This window comes from Lutibaculum baratangense AMV1 (assembly GCF_000496075.1).
Classification (GTDB): domain Bacteria; phylum Pseudomonadota; class Alphaproteobacteria; order Rhizobiales; family Tepidamorphaceae; genus Lutibaculum; species Lutibaculum baratangense.
The window spans coordinates 200,766-224,804 of record NZ_AWXZ01000029.1 but is presented as its reverse complement, the minus strand read 5'-3'; the positions used below and the strand labels follow the sequence as shown (position 1 = coordinate 224,804).

Below are 24,039 nucleotides of genomic sequence, written 5' to 3'. Positions count from 1 at the left end.
CGACGATCGGACGCCCTATCAGGCGCGTGAGCAGGAAGAGCATCACCCCCGCGACGAGGAGCGCGGCGAGCCCGCCCAGCGCCAGGGCGCGGGAGGACGAGGCGATGGCATCGAACTGTGCCTCCCGACGCGCCTCCATCAGGCGCCGCTGGGCCTGGAGAACCTCGGCGTGGATCTCGCGCACCTTCGCGAGGGTCATGCGGCCCATCATGAGGCGAGCCTCGCCACGGGTCGCCGCATCGCGGAACAGGCGCATCTGAGGCTCGGCCTGCTGCGTCTGCCACTCGGCCGCTGCCGCGGCCAGCGCGGTGACGCGCTCGCGTTGCGCGGGCAGCGACGTCGCGGCAAGGAAGCTGTCGACCACGCCCGCGAACGACTGAACCGCCGCCGCGTAGGCCTGGGCGAACTCCTCCTCCCCCCTGATCATGAAGCCGCGAACGGCATTGTCCTGCTCGACCATGTAGGTGAGCATCTCTTCTGCCTGGAGCGTGAGGTCCATGCTCGTCTCGTTCGCATCGGCCGCGGCGCGGATGACGCCGAGGTCACGGAAGACGAGCGCGCTCGCGCCGGCGAAGGTGAGGACGATGACCGCGAACGCGATCGCCAACTTGCTGGTGGTAGAGAGATTCCGCATCTTCTTGCCTTTGAGACGTTCTTGCCGGCGTGGCTGATGTCACGGGAGCGGACCCTTCCATCCAAGAACGGCCCTGATAGAGATGGAAACGGGACTTCTTCTCCCTCTTCTTCATTAAGGGGCCGTGAATCAGGCCTTCTCTGACCATTTCTCGGTTTGGTGAATGAAATATCGACATCTTGCCGCAGAAGGCTGGAGACCGGTCACTATTCGCCCCGAGACGACGTGCCGGTTTCGGTGATCGGGGGCGCGAAGCTGCCCCTGCGATGTCGGGGGAGGGTCCTGGAGAGGCGGGGCTGTGGAAGGCGTGCCCGGGCCCAGTCCGCTCAGGCGGAGGCGCGCCACCTCAGGAAGCGGATCTCGGTGTCGCCGTAGTCGCGACGGTCCTCTTCCGTGTAGCCGGAAGCGAGCGCGATCGTCTCGCCCGCCCGCTCCTCGAGGACGACGATCGCCCCGTCGGCGAGCCACTGCCCCCTGGCGAGGCTGTCGAGCGCCTGTTGCGCGAGACCCTTGCCGTAGGGTGGGTCGAGGAAGACGAGGGTGAAGCCGCCCTGGTTGAAGGCCGGGCCAAGATGCCCGGCGTCGCGCCTGGAGATGCGCGCCAGGCCCATCACGCCCATCGTCTCGAGATTGCCGCGCACCAGCGCCCGCGCCTCAGCCGACATGTCGATGAAGAGCCCGGAGCGGGCTCCGCGCGAGATCGCCTCGATGCCGAGTGCGCCGGTGCCGGCGCAGAGGTCGAGCACGCGGGCGCCGTCGACGGGATTGCCGAAGCGGTGCTCGAGGATGTTGAACACGGCCTCGCGCGTGCGGTCCGAGGTCGGGCGGATCGCGTCGCTCTTCGGGCCGGCGAGCGGCTTGCCCTTAAACCTTCCGCCGACGACGCGCATGTGATCCTGCCGATGGTGGTGTGTCCTCGCCGCCGCGCTTGCCGGGCCCCGTGGGGGCGTCCGCCGGCTGCTTGACCTTGCGGGGAGGGCGCGGTGCCTTGGCCCGCTGCTTCCCCTCCGCCTCGGCCCTGGCGACGGGCTTCGGCGCCGCCTGCTTGCCCGGGGCGCCGGGCCTCGTGGGTCCACCGCCGCCCCCCTGCTTCCGCGCCGCCTGTCCCGCCGCCTGTCCCGGCTCCGGCAGCCTGACCCCGGCCTCGGCCGCGAGGCGCTGGCCGAGCTGGTCGCGCAGGATCCTCGGCTTCACCTCCTCGACCGCGCCCTCCGCGAGGTCGCCCAGCATGAACGGCCCGAAGGAGAGGCGGATGAGCCTGTTCACCTGCAGGTAGAGCGATTCCAGGACCTTCTTCACCTCGCGGTTCTTGCCCTCGCGCAGTGCGAGCGTCAGCCAGACATTGTCGCCCTGCTCGCGCTCGAGCTTCGCCTCGATCGGTCCGTAGTCGACCCCCTCGATTGTGATGCCCTCCTTCACCGTGTCGAGGCGGGCTTGGTCGATCCGGCCGAAGGCGCGCACCCGGTAGCGCCTCAGCCAGCCGGTCCGTGGCAGCTCGAGGACGCGCGCCAGGCCGCCGTCGTTCGTCAGGAGGAGGAGACCCTCGGTGTTGATGTCGAGCCGCCCTACGGTCACGACGCGCGGCAGACCCTCGGGCAGCCGGTCGAAGATCGTCGGCCGCCCCTGCGGGTCGCGGTTCGTCGCCACGAGGCCCTTCGGCTTGTGATAGAGCCAGAGCCTCGTCGGCTCGGGCTCCGCCAGTGGCTGGCCGTCGATGGCGATCCGGTCTTTCGGGCCGACGGTGACGGCGGGTGTGGCGAGGACCTTGCCGTTGACGCTGACGCGGCCGTCGGCGATGAGCTTCTCGGCGTCGCGGCGCGAGCACACGCCCGAGCGGGCGATGCGCTTTGCGATGCGCTCCTCGTCGGCGGGGGGCGCTTCCCGGTCCGGGGCTTTGCGGGTGTTCATCGGGGTCTGATAGCAGAGGCCGTGGGGACAGGCGAGATGGGGAATTCAAGCCTTACGCGCTCGGCATACATGGCGCGCGCGCTCGGCGAGGCGAGGGCGGCGGCGGCGCGGGGCGAGGTCCCGGTCGGGGCAGTTCTCGTGAAGGACGGCGAAATCCTCTCGAGCGCCGGCAACCGGACGCTCGAGCTGAAGGATCCATCCGCGCATGCCGAGATGCTGGTGATCCGCGAGGCGGCGCGCCTGCTCGGCTCGGAGCGGCTCGTCGGCTGCGACCTCTGGGTGACGCTCGAGCCCTGCGCGATGTGCGCCGCGGTGATCTCGTTCGCGCGCATCCGGCGCCTCTATTACGGCGCGAGCGATCCGAAGATGGGCGGAGTCGAGCATGGCGGGCGCCATTACGCGCAGACCACCTGCCATCATGTCCCGGAGGTCTATCCCGGCATCGCCGAGCGGGAGGCGGGAGAGCTTCTCAAGACCTTTTTTGCCGGACGGCGGGACTAGAGTCCTGCGCAGTGGCCGTTTTGGTGGCGTCCCGCGGTACTTCGACGCCGCGCCTCACGCCTGCGACTTCACCATCAGCCGGTCGATCTCGCGCTTCAGCCGCTCCTTCGTCGCCTCGGTCGATTCGAGGATTTCCCGCGCTTTCAGGAAGTCGAGCACGCGGTAGGGTGCGATTTCGGGGCGGATCAGGATGTCGGGCGGTCGGCTCGCCATCTTCGCCTTGACGATCGACTGCATCATCAGCTGGCTCGCGCCGAACGCCGTCTCATACGCAGTCGGGATCTTGCCCCCGGGCCCGTGCGGCCCGTTGATGACGTCCACGGCGACCACGAAGTCGGCTCCTTGCGCGGCGATCTCGACCGGGAGGGGATTGCAGGCGCCGCCGTCGACCATCACGCGCTTGTCGACGATCACGGGCTTCAGGACCATCGGGATGGCGATCGACGCAGCGATCGCTCGACGAAGCGGGCCCGCCGTCAGCGCCACCTCATGCCAGCCGTAAAAGTCGGAGGCGACGATCGCGAGCGGGATCTTCGTGTCCTCGATGCGCCCGTCGACCGCGTGCGGCAGGAAGGCGTGCAGCAGGCGCTCGGGATTGGCTTGGGCGCGGTTCGTGAGGTTCGGTGTCATCAGATCGCCGAACCTGCCGCTGCGCGCCCGCCAGAGACGCGCGAAGACCTCCCGGCGATCCTTGAAGACCTCGACCATGTGCTGCCGGATCTCCCGCGCCGAAAGCCCGGCTGCGTATGCCGCGCCGACCACGGCACCCATGGAGGTGCCGGCGATGCGGTGAGGCTTGAGGCCGAGCTCGTCGAAGGCCGCGAGCGCCTGCACATGGGCGAGGCCGCGCGCGCCGCCGGCAGAAAGGGCGAGACCGATGCGGGGTTCCGAGGTCGAGGTCAGGTGGCGCTCAAGCGTCTCCGGCGGCTGTTCCACGAGCTCCGGCAAGGGGCAGTCTCCAAGCTACGTGACATGGGGCGACACCGCCTCCGCCACGGGAGCGAGAAGGCGAGCCGGCAGCCTTTGCACCAGCCATTATGGCTGCGAACGCGGCGAGATGGAGGAGAGAAGCCCCCACTGGATGGACTGCGGCGTTGGCGGTTGGGGGAATAACGGCTAGTCGTCCTCCTCGGGCCGCTCGTCGACCAGTCGCGCGAGCGCGCGCCAGCCGATATCGCGGCGGCAATAGCCTTCGGGCCAGTCGATCCGGTCGATGGCCGCGTAGGCGCGGCTGCGCGCCTCCTCGACCGTTTTCCCGAGCGCCGTCACGCCCAGCACGCGACCGCCCGTCGCAACGAGACGCCCGTCCGGCGTGCGCTCGGTGGCGGCATGGAAGATCATCACGTCCTGGTCCTCGCCCGCCTCGTCGAGGCCCCGGATCTCCGAGCCGGTGTCATAGGCGCCGGGATATCCGCGCATGGCCATCACGACCGTCAGCGCAACCTCGTCCCGCCACCGTATGCTGATCCTGTCGAGAGTGCGGTCGAGCGCCGCGAGGATGATCAGCAGAAGATCGTCCTTGAGGCGCATCATCAGAGCCTGCGCCTCGGGATCGCCGAACCGGGTATTGTACTCGAGGAGCTTCGGCCCGCTCTCGTCGATCATCAGGCCGGCATAGAGTATGCCGCGGAAGGGCATGCCCTCGGCCGCCATCCCCCTGATCGTCGGCTCGACGATCTCCTTCAAGACCCGTTCGCAGAGCTCGGGCGTGAGGACCGGCGCGGGCGAGTAGGCGCCCATGCCGCCCGTGTTGGGGCCGGTGTCGCCGTCGAAGGCACGCTTGTGGTCCTGGGCGGTGGCGAGGGGAACGACCGTCTCGCCGTCGCTGACGCAGAAGAAGCTCGCCTCCTCGCCGGTGAGGAACTCCTCGATCACGATCTCGTCGCTGATCTCGAGGAGGGAGGCGATTGCGCTTTCCGCCTCGCCCCTCGTTTCCGCGATGATCACGCCCTTGCCCGCCGCCAGACCGTCGGCCTTCACGACGCAGGGGAGGCCGACCCTGTCGAGATATGCGGTGGCCTCGGCGGCATCGCTGAAGCGGCCGTAGCGGGCGGTGGGGATGCCGTGGCGGTCGCAGATCCCCTTGGTGAACGCCTTCGAGCCCTCGAGCTGCGCCGCCAGCCGGCTCGGGCCGAAGGCGCGGACGCCGGCGGCCTCCAGATGATCGACCAGGCCTGCGACGAGCGGGGCCTCGGGTCCGACGACGACGAGCTCGATCCCCTGCTCGCGGCAGAAGGCGGTCACCGCCTCATGGTCGCCGACGTTCAGGTCGACGCACTCGGCCACCTCTGCAATCCCGGCATTGCCCGGCGCGGCGTAGAGGCGCTGCAGGAGGGGGCTGGCGGCCAGCGCCCAGGCCAGAGCATGCTCGCGTCCGCCCGATCCGATCAGAAGAACCTTCATGTCGCCCCTTGAAGGTGAAGTTGCGTTTGGCGTCGAACTACCACGCCCTCCGCGCCGGCGTCACCCTCGCTTCGCTGTCCCGCATCACCTATGGTCGGCGGCCATGAACGAGCAGACGAATCTACCCGAGATCACGGTCGGCGAGCTCTCGCTGTCGATCAAGCGCACCATGGAAGACGCGTTTCCCTACGTGCGCGTGCGTGGCGAGATCTTCAACTACAAGGGCCCGCACGCCTCCGGGCACGCCTATTTCTGCCTGAAGGACAGCCAGGCGCGCATCGACGCGATCGTCTGGCGCACGGCGATGCCGCGGCTGAAGTTCAAGCCCGAGGAGGGGCTCGAGGTCGTCGCCACGGGCAAGATCTCGACCTATCCCGGGCGCTCGAGCTACCAGCTGATCATCGAGCAGCTCGAGCCCGCGGGCGCGGGCGCACTCATGGCGCTGCTCGAGGAGCGCAAGAAAACGCTCGCGGCCGAAGGGTTGTTCGCCGAGGAGCGCAAGCGCCCGATTCCCTACCTGCCGCGGGTGATCGGCGTCGTCACCTCGCCGACCGGCGCGGTCATCCGCGACATTCTCCATCGCCTGACGGACAGGCTTCCGACCCACGTCCTCGTCTGGCCGTCTCGGGTTCAGGGCGAGGGGGCGGCGGAGCAGGTTGCGGCGGCCATTCGCGGATTCAATGCGCTGGCGCCCGACGGAGCCCTTCCGCGGCCGGACGTTCTGATCGTCGCGCGCGGCGGCGGCAGCCTCGAGGACCTCTGGTGCTTCAACGAGGAGATCGTCGTCAGGGCCGCCGCCGAGAGTGGCATCCCGCTGATCTCGGCCGTGGGACATGAGACGGACTGGACGCTCATCGATCTCGCCTCGGATGTGCGTGCGCCCACGCCGACGGCCGCCGCCGAGATGGCCGTGCCGGTTCGCGCCGAGCTGGCCGCCATTATGGAGGACCGCTCGCGGCGCCTGTGGGGCTCGTTGTCGCGTCTCGTCCAGGAGCGGAGAAACCAGCTGAGGGCCGCCGAGCGTGGACTGCCGCGCCTGTCCGACCTGCTCGCCATGCCGCGCCAGCGCCTCGACACGCTGTGGGTGAGCCTGCCCATGGCGCTGCGGAACAACACGCGCCAGCACCGCAACCGGCTCGACGTGACGAGGTCCCGCCTGTCGCGGCGCCACCTCGACGAGCGCATCGTCCGCGCTCGCGAGCGCGTCGAATGGCTGGGGGAACGCAAGGAGCGTGCGGAAGCCGTCGCGCTGCAGCGCCGCCGCGAGGTGCTCGACAGGCTCGCGGGACTCCTGTCGGCGCTCTCGCACGAGAAGACGCTCGAAAGGGGCTTCGCGCTCGTCTACCGGCAGGAGGGCTCGCTGATCCACCGCGCAGGGGAGGGGCGGCCGGGCGAAGAGGTGCGGCTGAAATTCGCCGACGGCGAGATCGGCGCCAAACTCGACGGCGAAGAGCCGCCGCCGCGGCCCGCGAGGGGCTCCAAGCCGAAGTCGCCGCGCGTCCCGGCCAAGCAGACGGACCTGTTCGACGAGTAGCCGGCGGGGACGATCCGGCAAAACGTCTCCTTAACGTCCACACGCTAGTAACCTTTCGATCAGAGAGGTTCAGCGATGCGTAGCGTATTTGTCGTGGTCCTTCTCCTGCTCGTCGGCGGGTGCGCGACGGCTCCGAGCAATATCGGGAACACGTGCGCCGTCTTCGATCAGCGCGATGGCTGGTTCAACAACTGGCGCAAGGCGGCCTATCGCACGGAGTCCGAGTTCGGGGTGCCCGTGCACATCCTGATGGCGACGATGTATGTCGAGTCCGGATTCCAGCCGCGGGCGAGGCCGCCGCGCAACAAGCTCTTCGGCTTCATCCCGTGGAAGCGGCAATCGTCCGCGTATGGCTATGCCCAGGCACTCGACGGGACGTGGAAGACCTATCAGCGCGCCACCGGCCGGTCGAGCGCGAGCCGCACGAACTTCGCGGACGCGATCCACTTCGTCGGCTGGTATCATTCGGAAAGCCGCCGCAGGAACGGGATTTCCGTGAACAATCCTTACGACCTCTATCTGGCTTATCATCTCGGCCATACCGGCTATGCGAGAGGCGCTGCACGCAACCACGCCGGCGCCCGGGCCGCAGCGAAGCGCTTTGCCGACATTTCCGGGAAGTACGCGGTGCAGCTGCGCTCCTGCGGCCGGTAGCCGGGCTTGGAAGCGACCCTCCCCATCCCCTATGTTGGGGAGAGGGGCGATCGCCCCGCGCGAACAGGGACCGCAAGCGATGAACCGTTTCGAGCGGCCGATGCCGCAGGGCGAGGCCGTGCTTCAGTATCTCGACGGCGACTTCCGCATCGTGAAGCCGGGCGCCTACGTGACCTGCGCCGTCACCGGCGAGAGGATCCCGCTCGCCGACCTGCGCTACTGGAACGTCGATCGCCAGGAGGCCTACGCCAACCCGGAGGTGGCGATGAGGCGCTATGTCGAACTGCGTGAGGCATCGTCCGGCTGAGTCTTCCGTCGGCGACCGTCCCGCTTCGCGTCGGGTTCGCCCGAGGGCTCGGCGTCGAGGTCGCCGAACGCGCTCGCGACGAGGCCGAAGACGACGGGGGCCGATTCCTCCGAGAATTCGAGTTCGACCGGCAGGGTGAGGACCTGATCGTGAAGCCGTCGCACGGCCTCCGGCTGGTCGCCCCCGAGCCGCGCGGCATCCTTCTCCGTCGTCACCGGATGGGCGTCGAGCTTGCGCGCCTGGTTGAGGATCTCCTCCGCTTCGGCCACCGTATAGGGATGATGGTCGGCGAAGGCCCAGACGCCGGCGACATCTGCGCCCGCCTCTTCGAGCGAGGCGAAGAACTTGGTCGGCCGGCCGATACCTGCGAAGGCGTAGACGCGCTGCCCGGCGAGCCGCCGGCGACCTTCCAAAGGCACTTCGAGCGTCGCTCGCAGCACTGGCAGCCCACGCTTCCGGGCCGCCTCCTCGACCGCCGCCGCGCCGGTTCCGGTGCCGACGACGATCACCCCGTCGGCTCGGGCGAGCTGAGCCTTGAACGGCACCCGCAGGGGGCCGGCGGGGATGATGCGTCCGTTGCCGATCCCGGTCTCCGCGTCGATCACGAGGAGCGACAAGTCCTTGAAGAGGGCCGGGTTCTGGAAGCCGTCGTCCATCACGATGACCTCGCCGTGCTCGACGGCGAGCTTCGCGCCGGCGACGCGGTCGGCGGAGACGATGGTCGGCGCCCGTCGCGCAAGCAAAAGCGCCTCGTCACCCACCTCCGCCGAGCTGTGCTTGTCCTCGACGAGCACGGGGCCCTTCAGCGACCCGCCATAGCCCCTCGTCAGGAACACGGGCTGGCGCCGCGCCGCCAGGAGCATGGAGGCGATCCGCAGGCAGGTCGGGGTCTTGCCGGAGCCGCCGACGGTCGGATTGCCGATGCAGATGACCGGCACCGGCGCGCGCCATCGCGGCTTCCGGGCGAGGCGGCGGCCCGCCACGCCCCCGTAGACCAGGCTCGCGGGCGCCAGAAGGCGCGAGGGCCAGCCGCCTTCGCTGCGAAACCAGAAGGTCGGTGCCCTCATCGTCACCCCTCGGTCGTCATGCGCTCCAGGATGGGCGAAACCGCGTTCAGCGTTCGCGCGATCGCTCCCTCGAACGGGATGATAGCCTCCTTGGCCGCCTCGCCGCGACGGGTCGCGGACGAAGGAGACGACAGAAAACGGTCGACGAGCCGCGCAAGATCCCGGCTGCCGTTGACGATCTCTGCCCCGCCGACCGCATCGAGGGCTTCATAGACCTCCGCGAAGTTCATCACGTGCGGACCGTGCAGAACGAGGCGACCGAGCTTGGCGGGCTCGATCGGGTTCTGCCCCTGGTGCGGGACGAGGGAGCCGCCCATGAAGACCACGGGAGCGAGGCGCATCGCCAGGCCGAGTTCGCCGATCGTGTCGAGGAGGTAGATCTCGGTCTCTGGAGCCACCCGTCCGGCCTGGGTGCGAAGCTGGACCGTCAGGTCTCGCTCGGCCGCCAGATCCAGGACCGCCTGCCGTCGCTCGGGATGGCGCGGCGCGATGATGGTGAGAAGGTCGCGGTGTCGGCCCGCGATCTCCCGGTGAGCATCGAGGATGAGCTCCTCCTCGCCGGGATGCGTGCTGCAGGCCGTCCAGACCGGTCGCCTGTTCAGCGCGTACTGGAAGGCGGCCAGATCGGTCGGGCGGGCGGGAAGGACGGGCGCATCGAACTTCAGGTTGCCGACACTCGCAGCACTCGAGGTGCCGAGTTCTCGATAGCGCCGCGCATCCTGCTCGCTCTTCGCGAGGCAGAGGTCGAAGGCCGGGAAGAGGTCGGCCGCCGCCCTCGGCCTCTGGCGCCACCGCTCGAACGAACGTTCCGACAGGCGCGCATTGACGAGAACGAGCGGAACGTGCCGCTTATGGGCGCTCGAAATGATGTTGGGCCATATCTCGGACTCGACGAAGATCGCGGCGCCGGGGCGCCAGTGGTCGAGGAAGCGCTCGACGAAACGCGGCGAGTCGAGCGGCGAGAACTGATGGAAGGCGCCCTGCGGCAGCCGCTCTCCGGCCAGCCGTGCCGAGGTCACGGTGGTCGTGGTGAGAAGAACGTGCACCGGCCAGTGCGCGAGGATCCGGGCGATCAGCGGGAGGACCGCCATCGTCTCGCCCACGCTGGCGGCATGAACCCAGAGAAGAGGACCTTGCGGCCGCGGTTCGGAGGGAATGCCGAAGCGCTCTCCGCGCCGCGCCATGTCCTCCTTGCCCTTCCGCGCGCGCCACTTCACGAACGAACCCGCGAGCGGCGTGCCGAGACGGGTGGCGATGCGGTAGGCACGCAGGAGCGAGGAGCGCGGGCTCGTCATCGGCGCACTCCCACCGATCGCTCGGCTCTCTCCGTCGCCTCGTTCAGGCTTTCCTCGACGCGAAGCCGTGCGGCCTCCAGCGCGTCGTCGTCGGCGTCGGCGGGAACGAGGATGTGCTCTCCGAAGGCTATGATGCCTCGGCTGAACGGGCGATCGAGCGACGTGCGGTCCCAGGTGTTCAGGACCTTGCGCCGGCTCGTCGCGATGGCGACGGGGACGATCGGTCGCCCGGACTTCTGCGCGAGCGTGACGATGCCGAGCCCCGCCTTGCGCGAGACCTTCGGCACGTCGGCCGTGAGCGCGACGCCGATGCCCTGGTCGAGGGTTTTCAGCAGCGTGCGGAATCCGGTGGCGCCGCCCTTCGTGTTCGTGCGCCGCCGCGTGTCGCCGGAGCCGCGAATGGCTGTCACTCCGAGCCGTTCCGCCGCCACCGCATTGATCTCGCCGTCGCGATGCCTGGAGATCAGCACCCGGAACTCCTGGTGAGGCCGCCGGATCGAGGCCAGGAGAAAATGCTGGCCGTGCCAGATCGCGATGATCGGCGGCCAGGCGGCATCGACCCTCTCGTAGCCGTCGGGGGGATCGACCTCGAACCGGCTCGTGCGGAAGACGAGGGAGAGGTAGGCCGCGATGGCCGCGCCGGCGGCGTGCTGAACGCGCCTCGAACGTCCGATCCGCTTCAGCATGGGGTCAGTCGCCGTTATCGGCAGCCAGGACCTTGTCGAGGTCGGCATCGGGCGCACCGTATTGTGTTCGGTGGAGCCGGGCATAGGGGCCGTCGCGGGACAGGAGCTCCTCGTGCGTGCCTGCCTCGACGACCCGGCCGCGGTCCATCACGTAGATGATGTCGGCCTTGCGGACGGTCGACAGCCGATGGGCGATCATGATGACCGTCCGGCCCTTGAGGAGCTCGTCGAGCGCCGCCTGCAGCTGCGCCTCGGCCTGGCTGTCGAGCGCGCTCGTGGGTTCGTCGAGGAGCAGGATCGGCGCGTTGCGCAGCATCGCGCGGGCGAAGGCGACGCGCTGGCGCTGTCCGCCCGACAGCCGCCCGCCCGCTTCGCCGACGGGGGTGTCGTAGGCTTCGGGGAAGTTCATGATGAAGTCGTGCGCCACGGCGGCCTTCGCGGCGGCGACGATTTCGGCCTCGCTCGCCCCTTCCGAGCCGTAGGTGATGTTCGCGCGGACCGTGTCGTCGAAGAGAACGGGCTCTTGCGTGACGAGAGCGCTCACCTTGCGCACGCTCGTGATCGTGCAGTCGGAGATGTCCTGCCCGTCGATTAGGACGCGGCCCGACTGCGGGTCATAGAAGCGCAGGAGAAGGTTGAGAACCGTGCTTTTTCCGGCCCCGCTCGGCCCGACGAGCGCGACGCGCTTGCCCGCCGGCACAACCATCGAGAATTCCCGCAGCACCGGCTCGCCGGACTTGTAGCCGAAATCGACGTTTTCGAAGCGAATCTCGCCCCGGCCCGGCGTGAGGTCCCTCGCGTCGGGCTTTTCCTCGACGAGACGCGCCTCGTCGAGGATTCCGAACACGCGATTGGCGGCCGCTACCCCCTCCTGTAGCGTCGTCTGGAGCTGCGCGATCGACTTCATCGGCGGGTATACGAACATCGCGGCCGCCGCGAAGCCGGAGAACTGCCCCGCCGTCAGCGTGCCCTGGATGCCCTGATAGCCCGCGTAGAAGATCGCGAGCGCGAAGCCGACGCCCGTCAGCGCCTCCGTCGTCGGCCCCGAGGCCGCGCGCGTGCGCACGCCGCGCATGATGTAGTCGAAGGTGCGGTCGATCGTCGCCCGCGCCTTCTGCGTCTCCTGCTCCTCGCGGTCATAGGCCTTCACGACGCGGATGCCGGTCAGCGTCTGCGACACGAGGGTCCCGAGGTCGCCCGTCTCCTGGAACATCCGCTTGGCGGAGGCGTGCATGCTCTTGCGCTGCTTGCGCATGAACCGGAGCGCCACCGGCATGGCGATCAGCGCGAGGATCGACAGCCGCCAGTCCATGTAGAACATCGCGCCGGTCAGCACGACGACCTTGAGGAGGTTCTGCCCGAGCGCGACGAGCGACGTCGAGGCGGCCTGCCTGATCGACAGGACGTCGTTCATGAAGCTCGACACGAAGCGGGCCGAATGCGTCCGCTGCAGCCAGCCGAGGTCGGCGCGCGCCAGCGTCTCGAACATCCTGACGCGAAGATCCGCGAGCAGCACGTTGCCGATATGGGCCTGCCACACGGTCGCGTAGTACTCGGCGATGCCCTTCGTCACGACGATGGCGATGATCGCCAGCGGCAGGATGATGACGAAGCTCATCTGCTGCTTCACGAAGACCTCGTCGACCGCCTTCTGCAGGAGGAAGGGCATGGCGCCCGTCGTCGCCGCCGACACCGCCATCACGCCGAAGCAGGCATAGAGGATCTTGCGCTGCGGCCACAGGTGCTCGCGGGTGATCCGCCGCGCGACCTCCATCGTCGTGAAGCGGTCGGCATGCAGACTGTCTTCGCGCTCGAGATCGGCGCTCTCAGCGAGTGTCTCGGAAGCCAAGGCGTCTCGTTTCCATGGGCCGTGGTGCCGCGCCGCCGGTCCTAAGCGTCGCGCGGTGCGCCTCGTTGTGGCCGATACGGCGGATCGGCACAAGGCGCCGTCTTTCCTCAGGTGGCGTCGGGCGTCAGCAGCCGGTGCAGGTGGACGATGAAGTAGCGCATCTCCGCGTTGTCGACGGTGCGATGCGCGGCGGCCTTCCATGCGTCGTAGGCCGTGCGGTAGTTCGGGTAGATCCCGACGACGTCGACCTTCGACAGATCCTTGAACTCGATGCCCTGCACGTCCTTCAACTCGCCACCGAAGACGATGTGCAGGAGCTGTTTCGGGGTCTCGGCGGTCTCGGCCATGTCAGCGATCTCCTTCTTGCATGACTGGGGATGTCCGGCGGTGGCGCTCGAGGAGCGCGGCGTGCATCAGGGGCGCCGCTCCCACGAGGGGCGGGTGGCGCGGCTCGTGGCGGTTGAAGACGAGCGGCCGGCCGTCGAAGTCGGTCAACCGGCCGCCTGCTTCGGTCAGGATGAGGGCGGCGGCGGCGAGATCCCAGTCAGCCGCGTTCCGCGAGGCGATGGCGGCATCGTAGGTGCCGCCCGCCACGAGCGCGATGCGCCGCGCGAGCGACCTGTCATAGGTGCGGCGCACCCGGTCGTCGTCCTCGAGACCGATTTCCTTCGCCATCTTCTTCGTCGTGGCGAGATGGGCGCCGGACAGGGACCGCCGATCCGCGACCGCCAGCGGAAGGCCGTTCCGTCTCGATCCTCCGCCGAGCGTCGCCGTCCAGGTCTCGCCGGTGACAGGGGCAATCAGGATGCCCGCCCGCGGCACGCCGGCCTCGACGACGGCCGCGCTGATGACCCAGCCGCTCTCGCCGGCGATGAAGGCGCGGGTGCCGTCGATCGGGTCCACGACGAAGATGCGGTCGCAGCCCAGCCGCCGGGGATCGTCCTCGCGCTCCTCCGACAGCCAGCCATAGGCGGGTCGCGCCGACCTCAGGCTCTCGAACAGCAGGCGGTCGACCGCGATGTCGGCCTCGGTGACGGGCGAGTCGTCGCCCTTCGTCCAGCTCCGGGGGCCGGCGCCGAAGAACCCGCGCGCGACGTCGGCCGCCACCGCGACGGCCTCGGTGAGGAGGTCGAGATCCTGAAGGTCAGCGTCCGCCAACGGTCATCCCCTCGATCAGGATGGTCGGCGCGGCTATCCCCGAGTACCAGGTCGTGTCGCTCGCCGGCCGGAGCCTCAGGAACATGTCCTTCAGGCTGCCGGCGATGGTGATCTCGCTGACGGGATAGGTCAGCTCTCCATTCTCGATCATGAAGCCGGCCGCGCCGCGGCTGTAGTCGCCCGTCACCATGTTGGTGCCGTGGCCGAACATGCTCGTCACGTAGAACCCGCGCCCGATGCCGCCGACGAGCTCCTCCGGAGAGATGGAGCCCGGCTCGAGCATGAGGTTGCTCGAGCCGGGGCTCGGCGCGGAGCCGGCGCCGCGGCCCGCATGGCCGGTCGTCTGAAGGCCGAGCTCCCGCGCGGTGGCGAGGTCGAGGACGTAGCTCTTCACGACGCCCCCCCGACGAGCGCGAGCCGGCGCGGCGCGATGCCCTCCGCGTCGAAGGGGTGCGACCGCAGGCCCCTGCGGATCGTGGCGTCGTCGACGATCGTGACGTCGTCCGGCAGGATCTTCTGGCCGAGCGAGCGGCCGAGGAAGGTCGAGCCCCTGGCGATCGCGCTGCCGTTCAGGGCGCCGGCCACGCTGCCGACGAGCCCCGTCGCCACCCTCGGGTCGAAGACGACCGGCAGGCGGCCCGTCTCGATCTTGCGGGGGCCGAGCCGCTTCACCGCGCGTTCGCCGGCCCGGCGGCCGATCGTGGCGGCGTCCTCGAGATCGTCCATATAGGCGGCGACGGTGTAGTCGTAGTCCCGCTCCATGGCGGTGCCCGTTCCGGCCACGGCCTGGAAGGACACGGAATGGCGCGAGCCCATGTGCCGGCCGGAGAAGCCCTCGCTCGTCGCGAGCACGATTCCCGACAGGCTCCAGCTCGCCGAGGCGCCGCCGCTGTTCGTCACGCCCGCGACGGAGAGCCCGGCCTCCTCGGCCGCCTTGGCGCGGGCCACGAGCTCCTCGGCCGAAACCTCGGTGCGGTCGAGAAGGTCGAGATCCGGCAGATCATGGGCGTAGAGGTCGGCGGTGGCGAGGCCGGCATAGGGATCGGCCGGGGCGCTTCTCGCCATGGCGACGGCGCGCTCTGCGAGAGAGGCGAACCCGGTGCCTTCGGGGTCGCGCGTGGAGACCGTCGCCTGGCGCTGCCCGACGAGGACGCGGAGGCCCAGGACGTCCGTTTCCGACCGCTCCATCTCCTCGAGATCGCCGTGGCGGACCTGCGTGCCGAGCGACACCGAACGTGTCGCCAGCGCATCCGCCGCGTCCGCGCCGGCCTTCCGCGCAGCCTCGACGAGAGCCTCGGCGCGGGAAGCGAGGGCGGACTGGTCGAACAGATCGGACATGGAGCTTCTTCTCGGGTGGCGTGGAGCAAGGTGTAGGGGGCGCTTCGCTGCGTTGCAAGATGGCGCGGCGGGCACGGATGCCGAGGCGCCGCGCAGCTGGCCCACCTGACCCAGAGGTGATGCAGGGCCCCCGGAAAAGCAAGGGTTGCGCGGGTCGTCGCAACCCGAGCGACCACGCTTATATCCTTTTAACCCAAACCCTTAAGCCGAACGGAACGCCCTTCGGTCATGATGCTTCCAGATCCGGCCCCGCCAGAAAATCCATAAGGGCCGCAGGGAGTAGCAGTGATGACGACGTGTTCCGCCGCGGGCGCCATGCCCGGGGATCGGGGAAGGTGTGTCCGGCCCGATCCGCATCAGATGCCAATCCGTATCGGCTATAGCGGCCGCGGCCGGCGCGGCCCCGTGCCGCAGCTTGCCGTCATCCGCCGGGAGACGGTGGTGATCCGCCGCGAATGCGAGGCGGGGGTGCCGCTCTACATCCAGGTGCCGACGCGCTCCTACCGTGGTGTCGTCCTCTCGGCCCGCGCGGGCACCGACGGCCAGGAGATCAGCCTCAGGCTCGAGCACGGCAACGCCGATCTCGCCGTGCCGCTGCCCGTGGAGGGCTCGCCCGAGGACGCCCTCGAGACATGGCATGTGTGGGCCGAGCTCCTCGGATGCCCGCTCCTGATCGAGGATGCCGACGGACGTATCCACGACGTGGAGCGCAGGCTGGGCGGCCTGGCGGTTCGCCCGCCGCGGGCGCGCCGGGCGAACAGGTTCTTCGCGGAGCGCCGCCCGCGCTTTCTGACGCGCCGCAGGGTCGGCGGCGTTGCAACCGGCCCCGTTCTGCGCGAGGACGAGATCATCGCGCGGGGTGTCGAGGACTGACCATCGCCCCCCCGCGCCGCCGGGCAGGGAGGGACGAGACGTGAAGCCGCAGCGAGCCGACAGGGCGCCCCGGGTCTATGTCGAGGCGCCGCTCGCCGACGGCGCCTCCGTCGCTTTCGCGCCGGACACGGTGCACTACCTCGCCAACGTGCTGCGCCGGGTCGAGGGCGATCCCGTCATCCTCTTCAACGGCCGCGACGGCGAGTGGCGGGCCGAGCTCGCCAACCTGCGCAAGAAGGCCGCCGAGGCCCGCCTCGTCGAGCAGCTGCGGCCGCAGGCGCCGGCCCCCGACCTCCACTACTGCTTCGCACCCATCAAGCGCGCCCGCGTCGACTACATCGCCCAGAAGGCGACCGAGCTCGGCGCCGCTCGTCTCGTGCCCGTCATCACCCACCACACGAATGCCGAGCGGGTGAAGACCGAGCGGCTGCGCGCGAACGCCGTCGAGGCGGCGGAACAGTGCGGCATCTGCTGGGCGCCGGAGGTCGAGGAGCCGGTCAGCCTGTCGATGTTCCTGAAGGGGCGGGAGGCCGGCCGGCTTCTCGTCTTCTGCGACGAGGCGGCGCCGGTCGCCGATCCGATCGCGGCGCTTCGGGGCGCTCCGGCCGGACCGATCGCGGTCCTCGTCGGCCCGGAGGGCGGCTTCTCCGGAGAGGAGCGGGCGCTGCTTCTGCGGCAGGAGAACGTGCTGCCGATCTCGCTCGGCCCCCGCGTGATGCGCGCCGACACGGCGGGCGTCGCGGCGCTCGCCCTGGTGCAGGCCGTACTGGGGGACTGGCGGAACGGCGCCGCAGGTGGCACATAGCCGGGTGAAACCTGTGTCACCGGCACCCGCAGCGGCACGCGCGCGGCACACGCCCCCCTGATTTCGAGTTTGCCCGACATGGCCCGAGACGAGACCGACACGATGCCGATCGAGGACCGCGACGCGCTCGTCGCCCACCTCGAGAGCGGCTGCAAGGACCCCGCCGATTTCCGGATCGGCACCGAGCACGAGAAGTTCGGCTTCTACACGCACGACCACACCCCCGTGCCCTACGAGGGGCAGAGGGGCATCCGCGCGCTCCTTCAGGGCATGCGCGACCAGCTCGGCTGGGAGCCTGTGATGGACGGCGACGCCATCATCGGGCTCTACGACGCGAAAAATGGCGGCGCGATCTCGCTCGAGCCCGGCGGCCAGTTCGAGCTGTCGGGAGCGCCGCTCGAGAACGTGCACCAGACCTGCCGCGAGGTGCACGCCCATCTCGGCATGCTGCAGGAGGTGGCCGATCCCATGGGCATCGGCTTCCTCGGCGTCGGCTTCTCGCCGAAGTGGACGCTCGAAGAGACGCCGCACATGCCGAAGAAGCGCTACGAGATCATGACGCGCTACATGCCGAAGGTCGGCACGCGGGGCCTCGACATGATGTACCGCACCTGCACGGTGCAGGTGAATCTCGACTTTTCGAGCGAGGCCGACATGGTCGCCAAGATGCGGGTCGGGCTCGCGCTCCAGCCGCTCGCCACGGCGCTCTTCGCGAACTCGCCCTTCAAGGAGGGCAAGCCGACCGAATTCCAGTCGCTGAGGAGCGAGGTCTGGCGCGACACCGACAACCAGCGCGCCGGCATGCTGCCCTTCGTCTTCGAGGAGGGCTTCGGCTTCGAGCGCTACGTCGACTATGCGCTCGACGTGCCGATGTACTTCGTGAAGCGCGACGTCTACCACGACGTCGCCGGCCAGTCCTTCCGCGACCTGATGGAGGGGCGGCTGCCCGGCCTGCCGGGGGCGAAGGCCTATCGCTCGGACTGGGTGAACCACCTCTCGACGATCTTCCCCGAGGTGCGGCTCAAGCGCTTCATCGAGATGCGCGGCGCCGACGGCGGGCCGTGGCGCAGCCTGTGCGGCCTGCCGGCCTTCTGGGTGGGGCTTCTCTATGACGAGCAGTCGCTCCGGGCGGCGGCCGACCTCGTCGCCGACTGGACGGTCGAGGAGATGCAGGACCTGCGCGACCAGGTGCCGCGGACCGCGCTCGACACGCCCTTCCGCGGCGGCACGCTCGCCGACATCGCCCGCGAGGTCGTCGCACTGGCGCGCGCCGGGCTCGAGCGGCGGGCGCGGGCCTCGGGCCTCGAGACGAGCGAGGCGTGCTTCCTCGACGACGTCGAGGAGATCGCGACGAGCGGCCGGACGCGCGCGCAGACGCTGCTCGAGCTCTACCGCACGACGTGGAATGGCGACGTCGACCGGATCTTCGACGAGTACGCGTACTGATTTTTCCGCGCCACTTCGCGAGGAGCGCCGGCGCCCTGTCAGCAGGGTGTCAGGATCACTCCGCCGCCTCGAGCCGCGCCGCCGGCAGGTTGCCGATGCGCGACACGATGTGGTCGGCGAGCGCGTCGTGGATGGCCGAGGTGGCATGCCTCGCGCGCAGCATGCCGATCTCGCACGGCGGCAGCGGCGGGAAGCCGTCGCGCTCGTCGAGAATGCGCATCTCTGGCCGTATCGCGCTCTCCGGCAGGATCGACACGGCGAGGCCGGCGATGACCGCGCCGGACAGGGCGTTCGCGGATTCGCTCGTGTAGGCGATGCGGTAGGGGATGCCGGCGAGGTCGAGCGCCTCGGTCGCCGAGCGCCGCCAGGCGCAGCTCGGCGCGCCGACCGCGATCGGCAGCGGCGTGCCGAGATAGGCGCCGTGGCCCTGACCCGACACCCAGTGGAGCTTCTCGCGCCGGACGACCTGCGCGGGGGCGGTCATGTCGCAGAGCGTGACGATCGCGATGTCGACCTCGCCCCGCTCCAGGCAGCCCTTGAGGGTGAGCGAGCTCGTGCAGTGGACGGCGAGCTCGATATGCGGGTGGGTGCGGGCGAAGGCGGAGAGCACGCCCGGCAGCAGGCGGTCGTAGTCGTCGGGCAGGCCGAGGATCACGCTGCCCTGGAGCTGCGGGTCGGTGAAGGCGGCTGAGGCCTCGAGGTTCAGCCGGACGAGGCGCTGGGCGTAGTCGAGGAGGCGGAGCCCGTCGCGCGAGAGGCGGATGCGGCGCCCGTCGCGCTCGAAGAGCGGCCGGCCGATCTGCTCCTCGAGCTTCTTCATCTGCATGGAGACCGCGGACTGCGTCTTGTGCACCTCCTCGGCGGCGCGGGTGAACGACCCGCTCTCGGCGATCGCGACGAAGGTGCGGAGGAGCTCGATGTCCAGCATCGTTTTGTTTCATCAAGAATGATGATGGAGATCATTACAAACATTCGTTGGATTAATCAATCCCCTGCGGCGCATGGTCGCTCCCGACGTGACGGAAACACCCAGGAGAGTGCCATGCAGCACACGATCGAGAGAGCCGGGCTCGGCACCGTCGGGCCCGTGCTGGCAGCCACCCTCGCCTTTGCCCGGAGGGCTTTCAGGGCCTATCGCCACCGCCGGGAGGTCGAGATGCTCCTGACGGCGAACGACCACATGCTGGCCGATATCGGCCTGTCGCGGGCGGACGTCGTGGGGGCGCTTCAGGTCCCGATGGGCGACGACCCGTCGCTCGAGCTGATCCGCGCCCGCCAGGAGCGGCGCCGCGCGCGCATCCGCACCAAGTGAGGCGGAGCGGAGCCCGCGGGCCAAGGGCCCTGCGACATCTCATCCGATGTTCTGAAATCGCCCGGGCGATGACGCAAACAGGATCACGAGGGCCCGCGGCCCGTGACATCAAGACGCTCATTGGACGCCTCGCCGGCAAAGCGGGGCGTCCTTGGTTTCAGTCACACGAAACGGGAGCTGTGATCGATGGCAACCACCTACGCCGCCGGCGAATTCCAGCCCCGCAAGACACGGTCGATCACCGCGTTCTTCCGGGGTGTCCAGAAGCGCATGGGCCTCACGTCGCGCCGGCAGGGAGACGTCCTGTCGCTGCGCAACGCGGACGACCGGATGCTCGCCGACCTCGGCCTGAACCGCGGGCAGCTGTCGCGCATCCTGAATGCGACGACGCCCTTCGCGGGCTACGACCAAGCCGACATCATCGCGCGGAACCAGTTCCGTCGCATCTGAGCGCCAGACGCAACCGACGTGATAAAGGCGGCTCATGGGCCGCCTTTTTCGTCTTGCGGGCGGCAGTCCGCCTCAGCCCGTGCCGCCGACGGTGATCGCGTCGATGCGGATCGTCGGCTGCCCGACGCCGACCGGCACGCCCTGGCCGTTCTTGCCGCACGTGCCGATGCCGGGGTCGAGCTTCATGTCGTTGCCCACCATGCGCACGCGGGTCAGCGCGTCAGGCCCGTTGCCGATCAGCATCGCGCCCTTGACGGGCGGGCCGATCCTGCCGTTCTCCACGAGATAGGCCTCGGTGCAGGAGAAGACGAACTTGCCCGAGGTGATGTCGACCTGTCCGCCCCCGAAGGACACTGCGTAGAGGCCGCGCCCGACGCTCTCGAGGATCTCGCCCGGATCGTGCTCGCCCGCGCGCATGTAGGTGTTCGTCATGCGCGGCATCGGGTTGTGGGCGAAGGACTGGCGGCGACCGTTGCCGGTCGCCTCGCGGCCCATCAGTCGCGCGTTCTGCCGGTCCTGCATGTAGCCGACGAGGATGCCGTCCTCGATCAGGACGTTGCAGCGCGAGGGCGTGCCCTCGTCGTCGATCGTGATCGAGCCGCGGCGGTCGGGCAGGGTGCCGTCGTCGACCACGGTGACGCCCGGCGAGGCGACGCGCTCGCCCATCAGCCCGGCGAAGGCGGACATCTTCTTGCGGTTGAAATCTCCTTCGAGCCCGTGGCCGACGGCCTCGTGAAGGAGGATCCCCGGCCATCCCGGCGCGAGCACGATGTCGAGCTCGCCCGCGGGGGCGGGCACGGCCTCGAGATTGACGAGCGCCTGCCGCAGCGCCTCGTCCGCCACGGCCCGCCAGTTCTCCGGCGTCACGAAGCGCAGGAAGCCCTCCCGTCCGCCCATGCCGTGGCTGCCGGTCTCCTGACGCTCGCCGTCGCCGACGATGACCGAGATGTTGATCCGGACGAGAGGCCTGACGTCCCGGTGGGTCTGGCCGTCCGCACGAATGATCTCGACCGTCTGATGCTCGGCTGCCAGGCTCGCCGACACCTGACGGACGCGGGGATCCCTGGCCCGGAGATAGGCGTCGATCTCGGCGAGCAGGTCCGACTTCGCGGAGAAGCTCGGCGCCTCCAGCGGATTGGCCGCGCCGTAGAGGTGCCGGTTCGTCCCCTGCGGCGGCATGGCGAGCGTGCCGCCGCGCCCCGCGGAAACGGCGCGCACGGTGTCGGCCGCGCGCTTCAGGGCCTCCGCCGAGAGCTCGGTCGAGTGGGCATAGGCGGAGGTCTCGCCGGCGACCGCCCGCATGCCGAAGCCGCGCGAGGTGTCGTAGGTCGCGGTGCGCAGCCGCCCGTTGTCGAAGGCGAGCGCCTCGAACATGCGGCTCTCGACGAAGAGCTCCCCGTCGTCGGCGCCCTCTAGAGCCCCCGAGAGGATGCCGCGCGCCTGCTCCGGATCGATGCCGGCCGCGTCGAGAAGCCGGTCGCTTTTGTCGCTCATGAGCTTGTGCCTCGAATGGTGTCGGTTCCCAACATAGGTGTGCGGCCGCCCCGCGTCAGGTCCCGGGGATCGGCCGGGGCACGAATTCGCCGCCCCGACGTTGGCTCCTGCAGAAAGAGGGAGGCAACGCATGTTCTTCGACAGCTGGAGCGATCTCGTCCGCATCCTGGTCGTGGGGACGCTGGCCTATGCCGGGCTCGTCCTGTTCCTCCGGATTTCCGGCAAGCGGACGCTCGCGAAGATGAACGCCTTCGACCTGGTCGTCACGGTGGCTCTCGGCTCGACGCTCGCGACCGTGCTCTTGTCGAAGGACGTGGCGCTGCTCGAGGGGCTCCTCGCCTTCGCCCTGCTGATCGCCCTGCAATACGGGATCGCCTGGGCCTCGGTGCGGTCCGAGACCGTGACGAAGGTGGTGAAGGCGGAGCCCACCCTCATCCTTCACGAGGGGAGGATACTGCCCGACGCCCTGCGGCGCTCCCGCGTCGTCGAGGCCGAGGTGCTGGCCGCGCTGCGCGAGCAGGGCCATGCCGACATGCGGGAGGTGCTGGCGGTCGTGCTGGAAACGGACGGCAGCTTCAGCGTCATCGGCAAGAGGCCCGAGGGCGGTGCCACCGCCAGCACGCTGCGCAACGTCGACCGCGCCGGCGGCTCGTCCGGGAGTCAGGGCAGCGCGGCGTAGCCTTCGGTGAAGCCGTCGAGGGAAACGGGGATGCCGATTCCCTCCTCTGGCGTCTGGAAGATCACGAAGGTCGCCGATTCGCCGTTCCTGAGCTTGGAGACGAGGTCGCCGTCCACGATGACCTCCGCCACGCAGCCATTGGGCAGGCACCGGATGAAGGCCGCCCGCCCGATGTCGGCGTCGTCGACATAGAGGCCGAGGCCCGAGGGCAGCAGAACCCCGAGAGGCGCGAGCACGCGCAGGATGTGGTCCTGCCCGTCCGCCGTCTTCAGGACGATGACCGTCAGCCCGACATTCTCCCGGTCCTCCGCCGTCACGCTCTGCATGAGCGCGCATTGCTCGTTCTGGGCGCCCGGAGGCGTGTCGCAGCGGATCTGCCATTCACCGTACGTTCCGCGCACGTCGCTCTGGGCGGCCGCGGGTGAGACGCAGAGTGCGGCGGCCAAGACGGCGGCGACGGCGAGAACCGGGCGCGCCACCACGGGGCGAAGCTGCGGAAGGCGGATTTTCATGGGGCTGCCGAGATTTGTCCTGAAAGTGGTCATGCCGAGGGACTCACAGGCGCGGTGAGGTGTCAAGCACGGCCCGCATGGGCGGCCTCCGGAGGCCGCCCACGGCTGCTCCTCCACCTGCTCTGCGGGCAATTGTCGCGCCAGAGTGGGGCCAACCTCATTGCCCATCACGGCAGGAATGTGATTTTAAGAGGTCCCCACTCGTGCGGCCGCTCGCCCGAAAACAAGAATGCGCCGCGGAGGAGGGGTCGACGGTACAACGAGGAGCCCGAATCGATGCGATCGACCTGGCGTGGCACGACGGCGGTTGCGCTCGCGGCAATCAGCGCGGTGGCGCTGAGCGCGGCACCTGCCTCTGCGCAGCAGCCGACACCCTGGCAGTATACTTTTCAGGGGGCGGCGACCCCGGTGATGGAGTCGATCAACGAGTTCCACACCTTCCTGATGGTCATCGTCACGGTGATCACGCTCTTCGTGATGGCGCTGCTCGGCTGGTGCATCTACCGCTACAACGAGAAGGCCAATCCGGTCCCCTCGAAGACGAGCCATCACACCATGCTCGAAGTGGTGTGGACGGTCGCGCCGGTGCTCATCCTGGTCGTCATCGCCATCCCCTCGTTCCGGCTCCTCTACTACCAGCTCGACATTCCCGAGGCCGACCTGACGATCAAGACGACCGGGCAGACCTGGTACTGGGACTACGAGTATCCGGACTACGAAGGCGTGGCCTTCAGCGCGAACATGGTGCCGGAGGAGGAGCTTCAGGGCGGCCAGCCGCGCCTGCTCGCGGCCGACAACGCCGTCGTCGTTCCCGTCAACAAGACGGTGAAGGTCCTCGTCACCGCCGATCCGATGGGCGTCATCCACGCATGGGCGATGCCGGCTTTCGGCGTGAAGATCGACGCGGTTCCGGGCAGGATGAACGAGACGTGGTTCCGGGCGGAGAGGGAAGGCGTCTACTACGGCCAGTGCTCCGAGCTCTGCGGCGTCAACCACGCCTTCATGCCGATCGAGCTGCACGTCGTCTCGGAGGAGGAGTTCGAACAGTGGATTTCGCAGCAGCAGACCGCGTCGCGCTCGCTGCCGGAGGACGTCAAGCTCGCCGAGCTCGCGTCCGAGGCGCAGTGAGCCGCC

The 24,039-nt window shown here is 69.2% G+C and carries 25 protein-coding genes and 1 pseudogene; 11 read left to right on the top strand and 15 right to left on the bottom strand.

Annotation, left to right across the window (positions count from 1 at the left end; translation table 11 throughout):
* The 3 genes from N177_RS11105 to N177_RS11095 all read right to left on the bottom strand — a co-directional run.
* The coding region (locus tag N177_RS11105; RefSeq protein WP_200863389.1) for a CHASE3 domain-containing protein at positions 1 to 634 on the bottom strand (634 nt) is incomplete at its 3' end.
* A gap of 326 nt (positions 635 to 960) precedes the next feature.
* Positions 961 to 1,524 carry a 16S rRNA (guanine(966)-N(2))-methyltransferase RsmD gene (gene rsmD / locus N177_RS11100; RefSeq protein ID WP_023432418.1) on the bottom strand — a complete coding sequence of 188 codons (564 nt, stop codon included), beginning with the start codon at positions 1,522 to 1,524 and terminating at the stop codon, positions 961 to 963.
* Positions 1,499 to 2,542: a pseudouridine synthase gene (locus N177_RS11095; protein ID WP_023432417.1), complete on the bottom strand. Its 1,044-nt coding sequence runs from the start codon at positions 2,540 to 2,542 to the stop codon at positions 1,499 to 1,501. The genes rsmD and N177_RS11095 overlap by 26 nt, the downstream gene beginning before the upstream one ends.
* 69 nt (positions 2,543 to 2,611) lie before the next feature.
* Here N177_RS11095 and N177_RS11090 point away from each other — a divergent pair, with 69 nt between their 5' ends.
* The gene (locus tag N177_RS11090; protein WP_023432416.1) at positions 2,612 to 3,043 is read left to right on the top strand and encodes a nucleoside deaminase; all 432 of its coding nucleotides are present in this window, start codon (positions 2,612 to 2,614) and stop codon (positions 3,041 to 3,043) included.
* A gap of 54 nt (positions 3,044 to 3,097) precedes the next feature.
* Here the strand turns inward: N177_RS11090 and N177_RS11085 are convergent, their stop codons facing one another.
* Together N177_RS11085 and purD are read right to left on the bottom strand one after the other, a co-directional pair.
* The gene (locus N177_RS11085; RefSeq protein ID WP_023432415.1) at positions 3,098 to 3,991 is read right to left on the bottom strand and encodes a patatin-like phospholipase family protein; all 894 of its coding nucleotides are present in this window, start codon (positions 3,989 to 3,991) and stop codon (positions 3,098 to 3,100) included.
* A gap of 168 nt (positions 3,992 to 4,159) precedes the next feature.
* Entirely contained in the window at positions 4,160 to 5,446 is a 1,287-nt protein-coding gene (purD, locus tag N177_RS11080; RefSeq protein ID WP_023432414.1) for a phosphoribosylamine--glycine ligase, read from the bottom strand.
* 103 nt (positions 5,447 to 5,549) lie between these two features.
* Here purD and xseA point away from each other — a divergent pair, with 103 nt between their 5' ends.
* The 3 genes from xseA (at position 5,550) to N177_RS11065 (ending at position 7,941) form a co-directional block, all read left to right on the top strand.
* Entirely contained in the window at positions 5,550 to 6,980 is a 1,431-nt protein-coding gene (gene xseA, locus N177_RS11075) for an exodeoxyribonuclease VII large subunit (protein ID WP_040485575.1), read from the top strand.
* A gap of 75 nt (positions 6,981 to 7,055) precedes the next feature.
* Positions 7,056 to 7,634, top strand: coding sequence for a transglycosylase SLT domain-containing protein (locus tag N177_RS11070; protein ID WP_040485574.1), 579 nt, complete (start codon positions 7,056 to 7,058; stop codon positions 7,632 to 7,634).
* 79 nt (positions 7,635 to 7,713) lie between these two features.
* A complete protein-coding gene (locus tag N177_RS11065) occupies positions 7,714 to 7,941 on the top strand; it encodes a DUF2093 domain-containing protein (RefSeq protein WP_023432411.1) in 228 nt (75 codons plus the stop codon).
* Here the strand turns inward: N177_RS11065 and lpxK are convergent.
* The 7 genes and pseudogenes from lpxK to N177_RS11030 form a co-directional block, all read right to left on the bottom strand.
* The gene (lpxK, locus tag N177_RS11060; protein ID WP_023432410.1) at positions 7,908 to 9,008 is read right to left on the bottom strand and encodes a tetraacyldisaccharide 4'-kinase; all 1,101 of its coding nucleotides are present in this window, start codon (positions 9,006 to 9,008) and stop codon (positions 7,908 to 7,910) included. The genes N177_RS11065 and lpxK overlap by 34 nt on opposite strands.
* Positions 9,009 to 9,010: 2 nt before the next feature.
* Positions 9,011 to 10,303: a 3-deoxy-D-manno-octulosonic acid transferase gene (locus N177_RS11055; protein ID WP_023432409.1), complete on the bottom strand. Its 1,293-nt coding sequence runs from the start codon at positions 10,301 to 10,303 to the stop codon at positions 9,011 to 9,013.
* Positions 10,300 to 10,989 carry a lysophospholipid acyltransferase family protein gene (locus N177_RS11050; protein ID WP_023432408.1) on the bottom strand — a complete coding sequence of 230 codons (690 nt, stop codon included), beginning with the start codon at positions 10,987 to 10,989 and terminating at the stop codon, positions 10,300 to 10,302. The genes N177_RS11055 and N177_RS11050 overlap by 4 nt, the downstream gene beginning before the upstream one ends.
* Before the next feature lie 4 nt (positions 10,990 to 10,993).
* A complete protein-coding gene (locus tag N177_RS11045; protein ID WP_023432407.1) occupies positions 10,994 to 12,838 on the bottom strand; it encodes an ABC transporter ATP-binding protein in 1,845 nt (614 codons plus the stop codon).
* A 107-nt stretch (positions 12,839 to 12,945) separates the two neighbouring features.
* Positions 12,946 to 13,185, bottom strand: a complete 240-nt coding sequence (locus N177_RS11040; RefSeq protein ID WP_023432406.1) for a DUF4170 domain-containing protein — start codon at positions 13,183 to 13,185, stop codon at positions 12,946 to 12,948.
* Position 13,186: 1 nt separating this feature from the next.
* Entirely contained in the window at positions 13,187 to 13,996 is an 810-nt protein-coding gene (locus N177_RS11035; RefSeq protein WP_023432405.1) for a 3'(2'),5'-bisphosphate nucleotidase CysQ, read from the bottom strand.
* Positions 13,983 to 15,334: pseudogene (locus tag N177_RS11030) on the bottom strand (TldD/PmbA family protein). Before N177_RS11030 ends, N177_RS11035 begins: the two are co-directional and overlap by 14 nt.
* A 288-nt stretch (positions 15,335 to 15,622) precedes the next feature.
* On the opposite strand from N177_RS11030, the gene N177_RS11025 reads away from it, so the two are divergent.
* The 3 genes from N177_RS11025 (at position 15,623) to N177_RS11015 (ending at position 18,458) form a co-directional block, all read left to right on the top strand.
* The gene (locus N177_RS11025) at positions 15,623 to 16,207 is read left to right on the top strand and encodes a DUF6101 family protein (RefSeq protein ID WP_341872334.1); all 585 of its coding nucleotides are present in this window, start codon (positions 15,623 to 15,625) and stop codon (positions 16,205 to 16,207) included.
* A 40-nt stretch (positions 16,208 to 16,247) separates the two neighbouring features.
* Positions 16,248 to 17,012 carry a 16S rRNA (uracil(1498)-N(3))-methyltransferase gene (locus N177_RS11020; RefSeq protein ID WP_023432401.1) on the top strand — a complete coding sequence of 255 codons (765 nt, stop codon included), beginning with the start codon at positions 16,248 to 16,250 and terminating at the stop codon, positions 17,010 to 17,012.
* 78 nt (positions 17,013 to 17,090) lie between these two features.
* A complete protein-coding gene (locus N177_RS11015) occupies positions 17,091 to 18,458 on the top strand; it encodes a glutamate--cysteine ligase (protein WP_023432400.1) in 1,368 nt (455 codons plus the stop codon).
* 55 nt (positions 18,459 to 18,513) lie between these two features.
* On the opposite strand, the gene N177_RS11010 is transcribed toward N177_RS11015, so the two are convergent.
* On the bottom strand, positions 18,514 to 19,386 hold the full coding sequence (locus N177_RS11010) for a LysR family transcriptional regulator (RefSeq protein WP_023432399.1): 873 nt from the start codon (positions 19,384 to 19,386) through the stop codon (positions 18,514 to 18,516).
* Positions 19,387 to 19,500: 114 nt separating this feature from the next.
* On the opposite strand from N177_RS11010, the gene N177_RS20615 reads away from it, so the two are divergent.
* Together N177_RS20615 and N177_RS20610 are read left to right on the top strand one after the other, a co-directional pair.
* On the top strand, positions 19,501 to 19,770 hold the full coding sequence (locus tag N177_RS20615; RefSeq protein WP_023432398.1) for a YjiS-like domain-containing protein: 270 nt from the start codon (positions 19,501 to 19,503) through the stop codon (positions 19,768 to 19,770).
* Between the two features lie 186 nt (positions 19,771 to 19,956).
* Positions 19,957 to 20,220 carry a hypothetical protein gene (locus tag N177_RS20610; RefSeq protein WP_023432397.1) on the top strand — a complete coding sequence of 88 codons (264 nt, stop codon included), beginning with the start codon at positions 19,957 to 19,959 and terminating at the stop codon, positions 20,218 to 20,220.
* Between the two features lie 72 nt (positions 20,221 to 20,292).
* On the opposite strand, the gene tldD is transcribed toward N177_RS20610, so the two are convergent.
* Complete coding sequence (gene tldD, locus N177_RS11000) at positions 20,293 to 21,714, bottom strand: metalloprotease TldD (protein ID WP_023432396.1); 1,422 nt, start codon at positions 21,712 to 21,714, stop codon at positions 20,293 to 20,295.
* 130 nt (positions 21,715 to 21,844) lie between these two features.
* On the opposite strand from tldD, the gene N177_RS10995 reads away from it, so the two are divergent.
* Positions 21,845 to 22,393, top strand: coding sequence for a DUF421 domain-containing protein (locus N177_RS10995; RefSeq protein WP_023432395.1), 549 nt, complete (start codon positions 21,845 to 21,847; stop codon positions 22,391 to 22,393).
* On the opposite strand, the gene N177_RS10990 is transcribed toward N177_RS10995, so the two are convergent.
* Complete coding sequence (locus N177_RS10990) at positions 22,375 to 22,905, bottom strand: invasion associated locus B family protein (protein ID WP_040485573.1); 531 nt, start codon at positions 22,903 to 22,905, stop codon at positions 22,375 to 22,377. The two genes, N177_RS10995 and N177_RS10990, sit on opposite strands and share 19 nt — an antisense overlap.
* Positions 22,906 to 23,181: 276 nt before the next feature.
* Here N177_RS10990 and coxB point away from each other — a divergent pair, with 276 nt between their 5' ends.
* On the top strand, positions 23,182 to 24,033 hold the full coding sequence (gene coxB, locus N177_RS10985) for a cytochrome c oxidase subunit II (RefSeq protein ID WP_023432393.1): 852 nt from the start codon (positions 23,182 to 23,184) through the stop codon (positions 24,031 to 24,033).
* Positions 24,034 to 24,039: the final 6 nt, after the last annotated feature.

What these genes read in the sequence shown, in the direction of transcription:
- rsmD (WP_023432418.1), bottom strand. Translation starts at nt 1,524, where the DNA reads ATGCGCGTCGTCGGCGGAAGGTTTAAGGGCAAGCCGCTCGCCGGCCCG.
- N177_RS11095 (WP_023432417.1), bottom strand. Translation starts at nt 2,542, where the DNA reads ATGAACACCCGCAAAGCCCCGGACCGGGAAGCGCCCCCCGCCGACGAG.
- N177_RS11090 (WP_023432416.1), top strand. Translation starts at nt 2,612, where the DNA reads ATGGCGCGCGCGCTCGGCGAGGCGAGGGCGGCGGCGGCGCGGGGCGAG.
- purD (WP_023432414.1), bottom strand. Translation starts at nt 5,446, where the DNA reads ATGAAGGTTCTTCTGATCGGATCGGGCGGACGCGAGCATGCTCTGGCC.
- xseA (WP_040485575.1), top strand. Translation starts at nt 5,550, where the DNA reads ATGAACGAGCAGACGAATCTACCCGAGATCACGGTCGGCGAGCTCTCG.
- N177_RS11070 (WP_040485574.1), top strand. Translation starts at nt 7,056, where the DNA reads ATGCGTAGCGTATTTGTCGTGGTCCTTCTCCTGCTCGTCGGCGGGTGC.
- N177_RS11065 (WP_023432411.1), top strand. Translation starts at nt 7,714, where the DNA reads ATGAACCGTTTCGAGCGGCCGATGCCGCAGGGCGAGGCCGTGCTTCAG.
- lpxK (WP_023432410.1), bottom strand. Translation starts at nt 9,008, where the DNA reads ATGAGGGCACCGACCTTCTGGTTTCGCAGCGAAGGCGGCTGGCCCTCG.
- N177_RS11055 (WP_023432409.1), bottom strand. Translation starts at nt 10,303, where the DNA reads ATGACGAGCCCGCGCTCCTCGCTCCTGCGTGCCTACCGCATCGCCACC.
- N177_RS11050 (WP_023432408.1), bottom strand. Translation starts at nt 10,989, where the DNA reads ATGCTGAAGCGGATCGGACGTTCGAGGCGCGTTCAGCACGCCGCCGGC.
- N177_RS11040 (WP_023432406.1), bottom strand. Translation starts at nt 13,185, where the DNA reads ATGGCCGAGACCGCCGAGACCCCGAAACAGCTCCTGCACATCGTCTTC.
- N177_RS11025 (WP_341872334.1), top strand. Translation starts at nt 15,623, where the DNA reads ATGACGACGTGTTCCGCCGCGGGCGCCATGCCCGGGGATCGGGGAAGG.
- N177_RS11015 (WP_023432400.1), top strand. Translation starts at nt 17,091, where the DNA reads ATGGCCCGAGACGAGACCGACACGATGCCGATCGAGGACCGCGACGCG.
- N177_RS11010 (WP_023432399.1), bottom strand. Translation starts at nt 19,386, where the DNA reads ATGCTGGACATCGAGCTCCTCCGCACCTTCGTCGCGATCGCCGAGAGC.
- N177_RS20615 (WP_023432398.1), top strand. Translation starts at nt 19,501, where the DNA reads ATGCAGCACACGATCGAGAGAGCCGGGCTCGGCACCGTCGGGCCCGTG.
- N177_RS20610 (WP_023432397.1), top strand. Translation starts at nt 19,957, where the DNA reads ATGGCAACCACCTACGCCGCCGGCGAATTCCAGCCCCGCAAGACACGG.
- tldD (WP_023432396.1), bottom strand. Translation starts at nt 21,714, where the DNA reads ATGAGCGACAAAAGCGACCGGCTTCTCGACGCGGCCGGCATCGATCCG.
- N177_RS10995 (WP_023432395.1), top strand. Translation starts at nt 21,845, where the DNA reads ATGTTCTTCGACAGCTGGAGCGATCTCGTCCGCATCCTGGTCGTGGGG.
- N177_RS10990 (WP_040485573.1), bottom strand. Translation starts at nt 22,905, where the DNA reads ATGAAAATCCGCCTTCCGCAGCTTCGCCCCGTGGTGGCGCGCCCGGTT.
- coxB (WP_023432393.1), top strand. Translation starts at nt 23,182, where the DNA reads ATGCGATCGACCTGGCGTGGCACGACGGCGGTTGCGCTCGCGGCAATC.